This window comes from Peribacillus deserti, from assembly GCF_016909175.1.
Taxonomy (GTDB): domain Bacteria; phylum Bacillota; class Bacilli; order Bacillales; family DSM-1321; genus Paraperibacillus; species Paraperibacillus deserti.
Genome location: NZ_JAFBFI010000006.1, coordinates 23,119 through 38,039, shown reverse-complemented (window position 1 = coordinate 38,039; position 14,921 = coordinate 23,119). Strand labels below are relative to the sequence as shown.

The following is a 14,921-nucleotide window of genomic DNA, read 5'->3' as shown; positions in this document are numbered from 1 at the left end:
TGCGAGGTGAACGTATGGAAAGCGTGAACAATGCGGTACATTCTTATATGGAATACCTACAAGTGGAAAAAAATTGTTCGCCATATACCATTGTTAATTACCGGAAGGACATAGAAGAGTTTCTTGAATTTATGAATGAGCAAAAGATTTCTGAGTTTGGCACAGTCGAATATTTTGATGCACGGTTATTTTTAACCAGCCTGCACGAAAGAAAACTTGCAAAAAAAACAATAGCCAGAAAAACTTCAAGTTTGCGGAGTTTATATAAATTTTTGATGAGAGAAAGCATGGTAAAGGACAATCCCTTTGCTTTAGTGTCACTCCCAAAGAGAGATCATAAACTTCCGCGCTTTTTATATGAAGAAGACATGGAGCCCTTGTTCAGTGTGTCTGATGACAGCACAACCCTTGGAATCAGAGATCAAGCATTGCTTGAGCTGTTATATGGAACAGGTATCAGGGTAAGTGAATGCTGTGAGCTTAAACTTAAGGATATTGATTTTACACTTGGAACAATGCTTGTGCATGGAAAAGGCAAAAAGGACCGGTATGTGCCATTTGGAGACTTTGCGAAAGAAGCTTTGCAAAAATACTTGTCTAAGTCAAGACAGCAATTGATAAAGAACAAAGCTGTGCATGATTTTATATTTGTAAATTCTAAAGGCGGTCCTTTGACTCCAAGGGGTGTCCGTTACATATTAGATCAAATGATAAAAAAGACGGCAAAAGATAAAAGTCTTCATCCGCATATGCTCAGGCATTCTTTTGCTACACATTTACTCAACAATGGAGCAGATTTGAGAACAGTCCAGGAGCTCTTAGGACACTCGGAAATTTCTTCTACACAGATTTATACGCATGTAACGAAGGAACAGCTCAAAAAGGTGTATCAATCCGCACACCCGAGAGCATAAAACTTCTTCTGGCTGATTCAGCTTCTAGATTAGGAGCTGTAATCCTTTTGAAGAAGGTTAGTCTGAAAGGAGAACAATATGGGTAATTTTCATGCTACTACAATATTCGCGGTTCATCATAAAGGGCAGTGTGCCATGTCAGGTGACGGGCAGGTCACATTCGGCAATGCTGTAGTAATGAAGCACACGGCAAGAAAAGTAAGGAAGATCTTTAATGGCAAGGTACTGGCAGGATTTGCAGGTTCTGTAGCTGATGCCTTTTCATTATTTGAAATGTTTGAAGGAAAGCTCGAAGAATATAATGGGAACCTTCAGAGGGCCGCTGTTGAGCTGGCCAAGCAATGGAGAAGCGATAAGGTGCTTCGTAAGCTGGAAGCCATGCTGATTGTTATGGACCAAAATGATTTGCTTCTTGTTTCAGGAACGGGAGAGGTAATCGAGCCGGATGATGGAATCCTTGCGATCGGTTCTGGCGGAAATTATGCGCTGTCAGCAGGAAGAGCCTTGAAAAGGTATTCCGGCGACCATTTGACAGCCAGAGAAATCGCAAAAGGTTCCCTTGAAATTGCTTCAGAAGTATGTGTTTATACAAATTCGAATATTATCGTTGAAGAGCTTTAATCAAAGGATATGTTAAAGATCATTAATGATTTTGGCACTATGTTGATTGGAACGGAAGGCGCGAGACTCCTGCGCAGAAAAGGGTCAAGGGAGACCCCGCAGGCGTAAACGTGAGAGGCGGCTCCCGGGCCGCCCGCGGAAAGCGAGTGCCCTTCGTTACAATCAACAGCGCAAGTTTAACAGAGCTTTAATCAAAAAAGGAGTGGGGATATGAAAAACACTAAGGAAAATATGACCCCAAGACAAATTGTAGAAAAGCTGGACCAATATATTGTCGGGCAGAATGATGCAAAAAGAGCTGTATCCATCGCCCTTCGCAATCGATATAGAAGAATGCTGCTTGGAGATAAGCTTAGGGATGAAGTCGTTCCTAAAAATATTTTAATGATTGGTCCTACGGGTGTCGGCAAGACAGAAATTGCACGCAGAATGGCTAAGCTTGTGGGGGCGCCGTTTGTTAAAGTAGAAGCTACTAAGTTTACGGAAGTAGGCTATGTAGGCCGCGATGTTGAGTCGATGGTCCGTGACCTGGTGGAAACATCAGTCCGTCTCGTAAAAGAAGACAGAATGCTGGCAGTAAAAGAAAGGGCAGAACGAAATGCAAATGCCCGGCTTATTGAATTGCTGGTACCTTCCGCAAAGAAAACGGCTAATTTTAAAAATCCTCTGGAAATGCTTTTTGGCGGAAATATGCAGGCTGACCAAGAAGATGAGTCAGACACAGAAGATTTTTCTATACATGAGAAGAGAAAAGCAGTAGAATATAAGCTTGCTGCCGGTGAATTAGAGCAGGAGATGGTTACGGTTGACGTAGAAGAACAACAGCCGTCCATGTTTGATATGCTTCAGGGATCCGGAATGGAACAAATGGGCATGAATATGCAAGATGCACTAGGAAGTCTGATGCCGAAAAAAAGAAAGAAAAGAAAACTTAGTGTCAGTGAAGCAAGGAAAGTACTCACAAGCGAAGAAGCAAACAAGCTTATTGACATGGATGATGTAACACAAGAAGCCGTATACCGGGCTGAACAAAACGGGATTATCTTCATTGATGAAATCGATAAAATAGCCAGTAAACAGTCTGGAGGATCATCAGCTGATGTTTCAAGAGAAGGGGTACAGCGTGATATCCTTCCGATAGTAGAAGGTTCAACGGTTATGACTAAATATGGTTCTGTAAAAACGGATCACGTCTTGTTCATTGCTGCAGGGGCCTTCCATATGTCTAAGCCTTCTGATTTAATCCCGGAGCTGCAGGGGCGCTTTCCAATCAGAGTCGAACTTAAGAAGCTCACAGTAGATGACTTCGTTCGCATCCTTCATGAACCGGATAATGCTCTGCTTAAGCAATATTCAGCATTATTGGAAACAGAAGGTATACAAATAGAATTTTCTGACGATGCTATTCGTAGAATCGCAGAAGTAGCTTTTGATGTGAACCAAAATACGGATAATATTGGAGCCCGCAGGCTTCATACTATTCTTGAAAAGCTTCTTGAGGACTTGTCTTTCGAAGCTCCTGATATAACAATGGAAAAAATAACGATTACCCCTCAATATGTTGAGGAAAAGCTGGGAACCATTTCACGTAATAAAGATTTAAGCCAGTTTATCTTGTAAAAGGGTTTAAGCAGTACGTTTGAATATGTATGTGAAGGGTAGTATTCAAAAGAATGTTTCAGAGCTTTCCTCTTGATACAGTAATATTCATTTAGTGGAAAAAGTAATAACAAAGTCAATCATATATTGAATGTGGTTGTAAGTAGGAGGAAATAAGAATGAATTTATTATCAAAAACAAGAACGATTAACAGCATGCTTCAAAGCTCGGCAGGAAAACCTGTGAATTTTAAGGAAATGGCTGAAAGCTTGAGTGAAGTAATCGAAGCTAACGTATTCGTTGTAAGCAGAAGAGGAAAGCTGTTAGGCTTTTCTATAAACCAGCAAATAGAAAATGAGCGTATGAAAAAAATGCTAGAAGACCGCCAGTTTCCTGAGGAATATATTAGAGGTTTATCCACCATTCAGGAAACATCTTCGAACATTGATATTGAAAGTGCGTATACAGCTTTCCCTGTGGAGAACAAAGAGTTATTCAAATCAGGGTTAACTACTATTGTGCCGATTATCGGAGGCGGAGAGCGTCTTGGAACGCTGATATTAGCCCGTTTAGAAGAAAAGTTTCACGATGATGACCTGATTTTGGCCGAATACGGTGCAACTGTAGTAGGAATGGAAATTCTGCGTGAAAAAGCAGAAGAAATTGAAGAAGAAGCAAGAAGCAAGGCTGTTGTTCAAATGGCCATCAGCTCCCTTTCTTATAGTGAGTTGGAAGCCATTGAGCATATCTTTGAGGAATTAAAGGGCAATGAAGGTCTTCTTGTAGCATCAAAAATTGCTGACCGTGTAGGCATTACAAGATCAGTTATCGTAAATGCATTAAGAAAGCTCGAAAGTGCCGGAGTTATCGAATCTCGTTCTCTTGGCATGAAAGGAACCTACATAAAGGTTTTAAATTCGAAATTTCTTGTTGAACTTGATAAACTGAAAAGCAGCTAATAGACTTCGATTAACAATGAATAAGCTTATAATAAAAAATCCTGACGCATTAAATGCGTCAGGATTTTTTTTGCAGGCTCCCTTGTGGAATGCTGTTATGTCTTTTGAAAAAAGTAAGAATATATAAAACCCATCATTCCATACGTTTTTCCCTCTAAACTTCTATGAATGGTTAAGAATCCCCTAGTATTATTCTGAATATCGTCGTAATGACAAAACCACTTTTCTATGTAACCGCCCATCCATTATTGCCCATCCAAAATCTAATATAGTATGAAGCATTCCCGATGCTCTTGATAATTTTCAGTCTTCTAGTTGTAAGAAACTGGGACTTTTGTAATAGAATTGACACAAATATGTAATCTGTTGTTAAAAATAGGACAAATAACACATAAATATTCCATTTTGCGACATAGACAGCCGGGTAGGATTTCATTAGAATAAGAAATGAGTTCTTGCGTTTACAAAATATGGCCTAATTCTACATAATTCTCCTTTTTTACCTAAATATACTCATTCAAAAGAGGTGTAATAGATGAAACTCTTTTCTAATTCGTTTACTAATTTAGAACGAGCCCTTGATTATTCATCATTAAAGCAAAAAGTAATTTCACAGAATATATCAAATGTTGACACTCCAAACTATAAATCCAAGGATGTTTCGTTTAAAGAGATGCTAGCTCATGAAAGCGGCACTGGACTAAAAGCCTACAGGACGAATCAAAGACATTTTGATTTTAACGGAAGTCCTAGTGCTAATGGAGTATATACGAGGAACAACATGCAGTATAACCATAATGGAAACAGCGTTGACATGGATAAGGAAATGAGTGATCTGGCAACAAACCAGATTTATTATAATGCTCTCACTGAAAGAATCAGCGGGAAATTCCAGACACTTCAATCTGTTATAAAAGGCGGGCGATAGATATGAGTATTTTCCATAGCATGAATACCACTTCTTCAGCCCTGACAGCTCAGAGATTAAGAATGGATGTTATCTCATCAAACATGGCTAATGTAGATTCGACAAGAGGAACTTATAATGCTGAAACAGGGAAATGGGATCCTTACAAAAGGAAGTCGGTCGTATTGCAGCCGAATGAAGGCAGCTTTTCGAACTTTCTGCAAACGGCTGTGTCCGGTCGGAATTCAGCTGGACAGGGTGTTAAGGTAACGAAAATCATAGAAGATGACACGACACCTAGTAAACTTGTATATGATCCAGAGCATCCTGATGCAGACCAGGATGGCTATGTACAAATGCCAAATGTAGACCCTTTAAGAGAGATGGTGGATTTAATGAGTGCAACCCGCTCATATGAAGCCAATGTTACTGTGTTAAATGCATCAAAAGGGATGCTTATGAAAGCTTTAGAAATCGGGAAATAGGCAGGTGTCAGATAAATGATTAATGGAATAAGCCTTGCGCCGCTTCAACATACAGCAAGGCCGGATGAAACAGCGGCTACGGCTCCTACACCATACGAAGCACAAAAGAATTTTGCGTCTGTTTTAAAGGAATCTATTGAAAAAGTAAATGAAACACAATCGATTTCAGATGAATATACGTCAAAGCTTGTCAGGGGAGAAAACGTGGATCTTCACCAGGTAATGATTGCTTCTCAGAAAGCAAGCATAACTTTGCAGACTGCCATGGAAATAAGAAATAAAGTGATAGAAACCTATCAGGAAATGATGAGAATGCAAGTATAAAGGACTCCGAATAAATGCTCGAAGAACTGGATTCAAAATAGAGAGATAAATAGTGAAGAGACTAACAGATTAACCGGGGGATCAGGATGAACGAATTTATAGCCAATCTAAAAAATAGAATTACAGGGTTTTGGAGCAGCAGAACAAAAAAACAAAAAACGGTTCTGATCAGCTCCGTAATTCTTGTGCTGGTGCTGATTGCTGCGGCAGCCCTTTTTTCTACTAGAAAAAATATGGTCCCTCTATACAGCAATCTCGCTCCCTCAGAAACAGGAACCATTAAACAAAACCTGGATGGAAGGGGCATTCCTTCAGAAATAGCGGATGGTGGAAAAACCATACTGGTGCCTGAAGAAAATGTCGACTCCTTAAAAGTGGAACTGGCTGCAGAAGGGATTCCTGAATCCGGCAGTATAGATTATTCCTTTTTCAGCAAGAATGCTGGATTCGGAATGACCGATAATGAGTTTCAGGTAGTTAAACTGGATTCCATGCAGACAGAGCTCACGAACCTGATTAAAGGCATTGATGGGGTTGAAGATGCAAAAGTAATGCTGAGCCTTCCCGAAAAAGGGATCTTTGTGAGTGATACAAATGAAGAGGCGTCGGCCTCTATCGTTTTAAAAACAAAGCCCGGCTATCAGTTCCAGGATGGCCAGATTAAATCGCTGTATCATCTGGTTTCCAAGAGTGTTCCGAACCTTCCTACAGATAATATCGTCATCATGAATCAAAATTTTGAGTATTTTGATTTAAAAAATGAAAATAATTTCCAGAATGGGACGATATTCACTGCTCAGCATGAAATGAAAAAAGAAGTTGAACGCGATATTCAAAGGCAGGTCCAGAACATGCTGGGTACCTTAATGGGCAGAGACAAGGTTGTCGTTTCTGTAACAGCCGATATAGACTTTACCCAAGAAAATAGAGAAGAAAACCTGGTTGAGCCAGTTGATAAAGAAAATATGAAAGGGATCGCTCTAAGCGCCCAAAAAATCACCGAAACGTTCACAGGCACTGGTAATCCGGCTGGGGGCACACCTGAGGGAGAAGATCCATCAGACTCCCTTGGAACTCAGTACCTGGAAGGCTCTAATGGGAACGGCGACTATGAAAAAATAGAAGATACCATAAATTATGAAGTTAACAAAATCAAAAAAGAAATTGTGGAAAGTCCATACAAAGTAAGAGATCTAGGTATACAGGTTATGGTAGAACCACCGAAAAAGAATGACCGCAACTCTCTTCCACAAGAGCGGATCGATGACATTACTAAAGTACTGGGCACCATTGTCCGGACCTCCATCGATAAAGATTATTTACCTGAAACAGTAACAGAAGAGGATATTGATAATAAAATTGCTGTTTCTGTCCAGCCGTTTAATGGAAAAATGGAATTTGATTCTGAGACAAATCCGGCCATTCCATTATGGGCCTATATAACAGGCGGAGTGTTACTGCTTGCATTGGCTGCTGCAATTATCTTGTTCCTCCGTTCAAGAAGGAAAGATGAGGAAGAAGAGTATGTGGTCGAGGAACAGATTGAATTTAATATCCCGGATGTAACGGAAGAAACGGAAACAGAAGCCACAGCCCGGAGAAAACAGCTCGAAAAACTCGCAAAAGAAAAACCAGACGAATTTGCAAAACTGCTTCGCAGCTGGATTACAGAAGAATAGGAGGAGAAGATGTTGTCATTAAAAGAAAGAAAAGGCGAATTAACGGGAAAACAAAAGGCAGCTATCTTGCTCATCTCGCTTGGTCCTGATGTGTCTGCTTCGGTTTATAAACACTTATCTGAAGAAGAAATTGAAAGACTTACTTTAGAAATATCAGGTGTCAGAAAAGTAGATTCTAAGAATAAAGAGGAAATACTAGAAGAGTTTCATCAAATTGCAATTGCCCAGGATTATATAAGCCAGGGCGGAATTGGCTATGCAAAGCAGGTTCTGGAAAAAGCATTAGGTACAGATCAGGCTTCCGCCATTATTAATAGACTGACATCTTCTCTTCAGGTAAGACCTTTTGATTTTGCCAGAAAAGCAGATCCGGGCCAGATCCTTAATTTCATTCAAAACGAGCATCCGCAAACCATTGCTTTAATTCTTTCTTACCTAGATCCGGCGCAGGCGGGACAGATTCTTTCTGAGCTTCCGCAGGAAGTACAGGCAGATATCGCAAGAAGGATTGCCTTAATGGACAGCACATCCCCGGAAATCATTAATGAAGTAGAGCAGATTCTGGAAAGAAAGCTATCGGCAACCGTTACCCAGGATTATACCCAGACTGGCGGGGTAGAAGCGGTGGTTGAAGTATTAAATGGGGTAGACAGGTCAACGGAAAGAACGATTCTAGATGCCCTGGAAATTCAAGATCCAGAGCTTGCTGAAGAAATCAAGAAGCGAATGTTTGTCTTTGAGGATATTGTTACTCTGGACAGCAGGGCGATTCAAAGAGTCATCAGAGATGCTGAAAATGATGATCTCATGCTATCACTTAAAGTGTCCAGCGAAGAAGTAAAGGATATTGTATTCAAAAACATGTCTAAACGGATGGTTGATACATTTAAAGAAGAGATGGAATATATGGGTCCAGTCCGCCTTCGTGATGTGGAAGAAGCACAGTCGAGAATTGTCGCTGTAATCCGCCGCCTGGAAGAATCCGGGGAGATTGTGATTGCCAGGGGCGGAGGAGATGACATTATTGTCTAGAATTATCAAATCCAGTAATTCGGTTAAGGAAAAAGAAAATAAACTGATCCGTATTAAAAGCTTTGATATTTCACAAGATTCCTTCACTGTTCACCCTGAGCCTTCTGCAGCCAATGAGCAGGAGTCGTATATTGAAGAGGCCAAAAACCAGGCAGATGAAATTATTTCCTTGGCGCATGCAAGGGCAGATCAAATGTTCAATGAGATCATGAACCAGAAACAGCAATGGGAAAACGAAGAACTGCCTTTACTGACCGAACGTGCTTCCCAGGAAGGATTCAGCCAGGGATACGAAGCTGGAAGAGAGCAGGGCTATTCGGAAATGGCTGCAAGCATCGCATCAGCCAGAAATGTGATTGAAAGTGCCAGAATCGATTATAAAGAGCGCATCGAATCATCTGAGAAAACGATTCTAGACTTAAGCATTCGAGTTGCAGAAAAAATAATAGGGAAAAAATTAGCTGATTCAGAGGAATATTTTTTGTCCTTAGTCAAACGGGCAATAAAGGAAGCGAGGGAATACAAAGAAGTCCAGCTTCATATCCATCCCTCCCATTATGGCTTTATTCTGTCGGAAAAAGAAAAGCTGACTGCTCTTTTCCCAAAAAATACAGAACTATATATCTATCCGGATGAAGAACTGGAAGAAACAAGCTGCATTATTGAATCTTCCAATGGAAGAATAGATGCCAGTGTCGACAGCCAGCTGTATGAAATTAAAGAAAAGCTGCTAGGGCTGCTAGAAGGGGAATAAATGTGAAAGCTCAAAACTTGCTGCCTTTCATAGATGAACTTAATACTTTTAAACTTTATGGACGTGTTAAGAGAATAGTCGGTATTATGATTGAATCGCAGGGACCTGAAAGTTCTGTCGGAGACGTATGTTACATCCATGCCGGCCACAAAGGGACTAAAAGGCTGATCCGCGCAGAAGTGGTGGGGTTTAAAGATGAAAATGTTATCTTAATGCCTTATACAGCCGTAAGCGATATATCTCCTGGAAGCCTGGTGGAAACGACAGCACAGCCTCTCGAAATCAGAGTGGGCGCTGAACTGATCGGAAAGGTGGTCGATTCCCTTGGCCATCCACTAGACGGCTCACCCCTGCCTAAGGGTCTGTCGGCTGTGCCGACTGAGCAGGATCCTCCAAATCCGATGGAGAGACCCCCTATTACTGAAAGTATAGATGTTGGAGTTAGGATGATAGATTCATTGCTTACAGTCGGAAATGGGCAGAGAGTCGGGATTTTTGCCGGCAGCGGGGTAGGGAAAAGTACACTGCTTGGAATGATTGCCAGAAATACGAAAGCAGACTTAAATGTAATTGGGCTAATTGGTGAGCGTGGAAGAGAAGTCCGGGAATTTATTGAACGAGACTTAGGTCCTGAAGGTCTAGCGAGATCTATTGTTGTAGTTGCAACGTCAGACCAGCCAGCTTTGATGCGCATAAAAGGCGCATTCACTGCAACGGCTATCGCAGAGTATTTCCGCGACAAAGGGCTGAATGTGATGCTCATGATGGATTCGGTTACAAGGGTGGCCATGGCGCAGCGTGAAATAGGACTTGCTGTGGGCGAGCCTCCCACAACAAAAGGATATACACCTTCCGTATTTGGGATTCTTCCCCGCCTTCTCGAAAGGACCGGTACGAATATTCATGGGTCTATAACAGCATTTTACACGGTGCTGGTAGATGGGGACGACATGAATGAACCAATTGCCGACACAGTAAGAGGTATTTTGGACGGGCATTTTGTGTTAGACAGAGATTTAGCTAATAAAGGGCAATATCCGGCAATTAACATTTTAAAAAGTATCAGCAGAATCATGAATCATATTGCAGACGATAGTCATGTGAAAAATGCCGAGAGGCTTAGGGATTTGCTTTCAACTTATATCGATTCTGAAGATCTCATAAATATCGGAGCGTATAAAAGAGGGTCTTCTAAAGAAATCGACGAGGCAATTAGAAAATACCCTGAGATTATCTCCTTTCTTAAGCAGAGTACAAAAGAAAAAGTGTCTAAGGAACAAAGCGTATTTAGCTTAATGGAATTAATGGAAAGCGGTGAGTAATGCGCATGCAGTATCAATATAAGTTTGAAAAGATTCTTTCTATTAAGGAAAAAGAAAAAAACGATGCCTTTTCTAAGTACAGTGAAGCCTTAAAGCAGTTTGAAGAGGCAGCAGAAAAATTGTACAAGCTTTTAAAGAAAAAGGAAGATCTGCATGTGTTCCAGCAGGAGAAACTGCAAGCCGGCTTGTCTGTCCAGGATATCCGGCATCACCAGCAATTCATGGAAAACCTGGAGAATATCATCAGCCATAACCAGAAGGCGGTAATAGACGCTAGACACAGGATGAACTTGTTTCAGGAAAAGCTTATGGAAACAAATGTTGAAGTCAGAAAGTATGAAAAGATTAGAGAAAAAGATTTGAAAAAATTTATAGATCATAACAAGTTTCTAGAGAACAGCCAGATGGATGAAATTTCAATTCAGCAGTACTTAGCAGGGGCCAGCAGGTGATATTTATGGATAAAAATTTAGAGCTTGAAGAAAAAAAACAAAGCAGGCTTCAATGGCTTCTCTTTGTTATTTTAATCCCACTTATGGCAGCAGCCATCTTTTCGATCGTCATATTAAAGGTTGCCGGTGTGAATGTTGGGAACGCGGCAAAGGCAATCGGTCAGAAAATACCTGGTGTATCTAAGGTTTTCGAAGAAGAGAAGAAACCTTCAATCGAACTGTATCAAAAGAAAATCAGCGGTCTTGAAGAATCTTTAAAACAGGAGAAAACAAAGATTACGCAGCTGGAAAATATTATCGACAGCCGAGATAAAGAGCTTAATAACAAAGAAATTGACCAACAAAGGCTTCAGCAGGAAGTGGAAGAATTAACAAAAGTTCAAGAAGAAAACAAACGGGCTTTCAAGGATATTATCCAGACCTATCAAACAATGTCGCCCGGAAAGGCAGCTCCCATACTTTCCGAACTAAGTGAGGAAGAATCAGTCAAAATATTATCAAATATAAGCAGTGAAGCACTGGCAGCCATTCTTGAAAAAATGGAGCCAGCTGCAGCTGCCAGATTGACTCAGAAACTGACGGTGAATGTGAAAAAGCAGGAAACCAGTTCAGAATAAAACAGAATTTTGAAAGGAGGTGAAAAGATGTATACAGCCATCGCAGCTGCAAGATTATCCGTGAGTAATGGTAATAGTATGGTGAAGGACTCATCAGGCGCGATTCCATTAAGCAGCCAGGTTTTTGGTTCCGTTTTTGCCAGCATCAATCAGCCGGCACCAGCAGCGCCGGCCATACAGCCGCCTGACGAAAAGCAGACCGCGTTGGTACAGGAGCTATTAAGTCTTTTGAAGATGGATCATATGACAGAAACGGAAGGCGGACTTGAATTCGCAAAAGCTCTAGTAATGGGGGAAGCGGATGTAACCCGCCATCCTCTCCTCACACAGCTTGCCCAGAGCGGTTCTCTTAAAGAGTCGATAAATAAGCTGTTAAAAGAGCTGGGAGTTGAACAGTCAGAGGAAGAGAGTGCTGAAAAGGATAAAACAGATCTTGCTGAAATAGTTTCTCTTATTCTTCCAGTTTCGCAAATGGAATGGAAAGATCTTGGTAAAGTGAACTTTGATTCGATGTCAGATGTTATAAAATATGCCAAATTGATGGTGTTAAGTGCAGATTTTACAGATATGGCGAGGGAAGAAGAAGGTCTAATTAAAAAGCTTAATGAGCTCTTAAAGTCTGTGGCCAGCACACTGGAAAGCGAGGCTGTACTTCTATCAGAAAAAACTTCGGGGAACCAGCCAGCCAGCCCAATAAAAAGTGTACCTAACATGCTCCAAGAAGTGTATACCCGAATGAATCAGGGTGCAAACCTGGAAAACCAAAAAAATGTATCTATTTCCGGCAGTGAATTACCTCCGCCTGCATCAGCCTTTCATATGCCTGTTTCAAAGGTCGAGCTTTTCGTATTAAATCTTGAAAAATCAGGCCAGCCCGTAAATCAGGAACAGTTTATTAAGCAATTCGAAAATATGCTGGCTAAGGCCAATTTTACAAGCTTGAATGGAACACAAAAGTTATTTATCCGGCTTAATCCAGAGCATCTTGGTTCACTAAGAATCGAAATTATTCAAAGAGACTCTTTGGTTACAGCAAGAATTATTGCATCGACAAGCCAGGCCAAAGAAGCACTAGAAAGCCATATACAGAACCTCAAGCACGCTTTTTCGGCGCAGAACATTGGGGTTGAAAAGCTGGAAATTTCTCAGGCAATGAGCCAATTTACAGGAGAACGGTTTTTGCAAAAAGAACACCAGCATCATGATCAGCAGCAGCCATTCGAACAGGACATACAAGATGAGGAAATATCCGAAGGATCCGGTGATTTTAATAAGTCCTTTGAAGAGGCCTTAGTAAATATGGAAGTTTAGGTGATAAACGTGGATAAGATACAATCTTCGCTGCTTTTAAGCAATTATCAGCAGCAAAAGAAACAGACCAATGGCGATAATTTAGGAAAAGACGACTTTCTAAAAATCCTAATGACTCAGCTGCAAAATCAGGATCCAATGAAGCCGCTTGAGGATAAAGACTTTATAGCTCAAATGGCCACGTTTTCGACTCTGGAGCAAATAACAAACATGGGTAAGTCCATTGATAAGTTTGTTTCAATGCAGCAGCAGAGCCAATTAGTTGCTTACAATCAATTCGTCGGCAAAGAGGTATCCTGGCATAAAATTACAGAATCCACTGATGTAAACACTCCTCCCCAAGTAGAACAGGGAAAAGGAATGATCAGTTCAGTCCAATTTAAAGAAGATACGGTTCAATTTACACTAGAAGACGGAACAAAGTTGGAGCCGGGTAATATTTCAGAAGTTAACCACTCCTCGTCTCCGGGCGGAAATAATTTGATGCAGGCAAGTGAACTGATTGGTAAAACCGTTACTTGGCTCAATGATCAAAAGCAGGAAAATAAAGCCGTGGTGAAATCAGTCGGGTTAAAGGACGGCAAGACCTCAATAGAAATGAATGATGCATCTCTATCCAAAATAAGTATTGAGCAAATGATCAAGATTTCAGGCTGATAAAAGGAGTAGCTCTTATGGAAAAGGTAAACATCAGGCCCATTTCCAACGCTCCGCTGCCAGTTTATAAAAAACAGGGAGCATTCCAGCAGCAGACACTAAAAACAAGCTTTGCCCAGCAGCTGCAAAATGCCGCCCTCCCTGAGCCGTCAAAGCTTATGGTCAGCAAACATGCGAAAGCCCGGCTCGAACAGAGAAATATTCAAATCGACCAGGCAAGCTGGAATAAACTTGAGGAAAAAGTGCTGGAAGCAAAAAAAATGGGCGTACAGGACTCTTTAGTCCTCATGAAAAACGCAGCTTTAATTGTCAGTGCTAAAAATAATACGGTCATAACAGCCATGGATCGAACAGAAGCCGGTGCACAGATATTTACAAATATAAATGGAACCATTGTTATGGAATAGGCTGGACCTTTTAAGGAAAGCCAGGCTGTGGACTGATAGAAGCAGCCATCATGAAAGGGGAAAAAAACATGCTTAGATCAATGTACTCAGGAATAAGCGGTATGAAAAACTTTCAAAATAAATTAGACGTTATCGGAAATAACATCGCGAATGTTAATACCTTTGGTTTTAAAAAGGGAAGGGTAGTGTTTAAAGATATGGTTAATCAATCCATATCCGGAGCTAGTGGGGCAACCGCAGCCAGAGGCGGAATAAATCCTAAGCAGGTTGGGCTTGGGTCGCAGGTTTCTGCAATAGACACCATCCAAACTCAGGGTTCACTGCAAAATACAGGGAGAATGCTGGATTTATCTCTTTCTGGCGATGGATACTTTGTTTTGGCCAACGGGACAGATATTAGTTACACGAGGGCAGGAAATTTTTATTTAGACCAAAATGGAGATTTAGTGAATAGTGATGGTTTATTTGTGACAGGACTGGTGGGCGGAGCTTCTGGACAGCAAATTAACATACCAACCAATGCTAAAGATATGGCAATCAGCCAGGACGGAACGGTAACATATATAGATAATGCCGGAGCATTGCAAACCGCAGGGCAAATTCAGTTAGCTAAATTCCCTAATTCCGGAGGATTAACTAAATCAGGTAACAATCTATTTAAACCAACGAATAATTCAGGTACACCAGTTATATCTGTATCAGGACAAAACGGGCTTGGCGATATCCAATCAGGACTTCTAGAAATGTCCAACGTCGACCTTTCCGAGGAATTTACAGAAATGATAACAGCCCAGCGCGGCTTCCAAGCGAACACCAGAATTATTACAACATCAGACGAAATTCTCCAAGAACTTGTGAATTTAAAACGATAGATTTGGAGG

17 protein-coding genes are annotated in these 14,921 nt (G+C 41.0%); all 17 read left to right on the top strand.

Features of this window, described 5'->3' with window-relative positions:
* Positions 1-14: 14 nt before the first annotated feature.
* The 17 genes from xerC to flgG all read left to right on the top strand — a co-directional run bounded on the left by xerC (position 15) and on the right by flgG (position 14,912).
* Positions 15-914, top strand: a complete 900-nt coding sequence (xerC, locus tag JOC77_RS08135) for a tyrosine recombinase XerC (protein ID WP_204541411.1) — start codon at positions 15-17, stop codon at positions 912-914.
* Positions 915-992: 78 nt separating this feature from the next.
* A complete protein-coding gene (gene hslV / locus JOC77_RS08130) occupies positions 993-1,535 on the top strand; it encodes an ATP-dependent protease subunit HslV (protein ID WP_204541408.1) in 543 nt (180 codons plus the stop codon).
* A gap of 210 nt (positions 1,536-1,745) precedes the next feature.
* Positions 1,746-3,155 (top strand): HslU--HslV peptidase ATPase subunit, encoded by a 1,410-nt coding sequence (gene hslU / locus JOC77_RS08125; protein WP_204541405.1) that lies wholly within the window; start codon positions 1,746-1,748, stop codon positions 3,153-3,155.
* 158 nt (positions 3,156-3,313) lie between these two features.
* Positions 3,314-4,093 (top strand): GTP-sensing pleiotropic transcriptional regulator CodY, encoded by a 780-nt coding sequence (gene codY, locus JOC77_RS08120; RefSeq protein ID WP_204541402.1) that lies wholly within the window; start codon positions 3,314-3,316, stop codon positions 4,091-4,093.
* 535 nt (positions 4,094-4,628) lie between these two features.
* Complete coding sequence (flgB, locus tag JOC77_RS08115; RefSeq protein WP_204541399.1) at positions 4,629-5,021, top strand: flagellar basal body rod protein FlgB; 393 nt, start codon at positions 4,629-4,631, stop codon at positions 5,019-5,021.
* Positions 5,022-5,023: 2 nt separating this feature from the next.
* Positions 5,024-5,485 (top strand): flagellar basal body rod protein FlgC, encoded by a 462-nt coding sequence (flgC, locus tag JOC77_RS08110; RefSeq protein WP_204541396.1) that lies wholly within the window; start codon positions 5,024-5,026, stop codon positions 5,483-5,485.
* Between the two features lie 15 nt (positions 5,486-5,500).
* Positions 5,501-5,809, top strand: coding sequence for a flagellar hook-basal body complex protein FliE (gene fliE / locus JOC77_RS08105; protein ID WP_204541393.1), 309 nt, complete (start codon positions 5,501-5,503; stop codon positions 5,807-5,809).
* Positions 5,810-5,895: 86 nt separating this feature from the next.
* Positions 5,896-7,488, top strand: coding sequence for a flagellar basal-body MS-ring/collar protein FliF (gene fliF / locus JOC77_RS08100; protein ID WP_204541390.1), 1,593 nt, complete (start codon positions 5,896-5,898; stop codon positions 7,486-7,488).
* 9 nt (positions 7,489-7,497) lie between these two features.
* Entirely contained in the window at positions 7,498-8,520 is a 1,023-nt protein-coding gene (gene fliG, locus JOC77_RS08095; protein ID WP_204541387.1) for a flagellar motor switch protein FliG, read from the top strand.
* Complete coding sequence (gene fliH, locus JOC77_RS08090) at positions 8,504-9,274, top strand: flagellar assembly protein FliH (RefSeq protein WP_239558666.1); 771 nt, start codon at positions 8,504-8,506, stop codon at positions 9,272-9,274. The genes fliG and fliH overlap by 17 nt, the downstream gene beginning before the upstream one ends.
* A gap of 2 nt (positions 9,275-9,276) precedes the next feature.
* Positions 9,277-10,596: a flagellar protein export ATPase FliI gene (fliI, locus tag JOC77_RS08085; RefSeq protein ID WP_204541381.1), complete on the top strand. Its 1,320-nt coding sequence runs from the start codon at positions 9,277-9,279 to the stop codon at positions 10,594-10,596.
* A 5-nt stretch (positions 10,597-10,601) separates the two neighbouring features.
* Positions 10,602-11,048, top strand: a complete 447-nt coding sequence (gene fliJ / locus JOC77_RS08080; RefSeq protein WP_204541378.1) for a flagellar export protein FliJ — start codon at positions 10,602-10,604, stop codon at positions 11,046-11,048.
* A gap of 5 nt (positions 11,049-11,053) precedes the next feature.
* Positions 11,054-11,665, top strand: a complete 612-nt coding sequence (locus JOC77_RS08075) for a MotE family protein (protein WP_204541375.1) — start codon at positions 11,054-11,056, stop codon at positions 11,663-11,665.
* A 27-nt stretch (positions 11,666-11,692) separates the two neighbouring features.
* Positions 11,693-12,976, top strand: coding sequence for a flagellar hook-length control protein FliK (locus tag JOC77_RS08070; RefSeq protein WP_204541372.1), 1,284 nt, complete (start codon positions 11,693-11,695; stop codon positions 12,974-12,976).
* A gap of 9 nt (positions 12,977-12,985) precedes the next feature.
* Positions 12,986-13,633: a flagellar hook assembly protein FlgD gene (gene flgD / locus JOC77_RS08065; RefSeq protein ID WP_204541369.1), complete on the top strand. Its 648-nt coding sequence runs from the start codon at positions 12,986-12,988 to the stop codon at positions 13,631-13,633.
* A gap of 17 nt (positions 13,634-13,650) precedes the next feature.
* Positions 13,651-14,040: a TIGR02530 family flagellar biosynthesis protein gene (locus JOC77_RS08060; RefSeq protein WP_204541366.1), complete on the top strand. Its 390-nt coding sequence runs from the start codon at positions 13,651-13,653 to the stop codon at positions 14,038-14,040.
* Positions 14,041-14,108: 68 nt separating this feature from the next.
* Positions 14,109-14,912 (top strand): flagellar basal body rod protein FlgG, encoded by an 804-nt coding sequence (gene flgG / locus JOC77_RS08055; RefSeq protein ID WP_204541363.1) that lies wholly within the window; start codon positions 14,109-14,111, stop codon positions 14,910-14,912.
* The last annotated feature ends 9 nt before the right edge of the window (positions 14,913-14,921 follow it).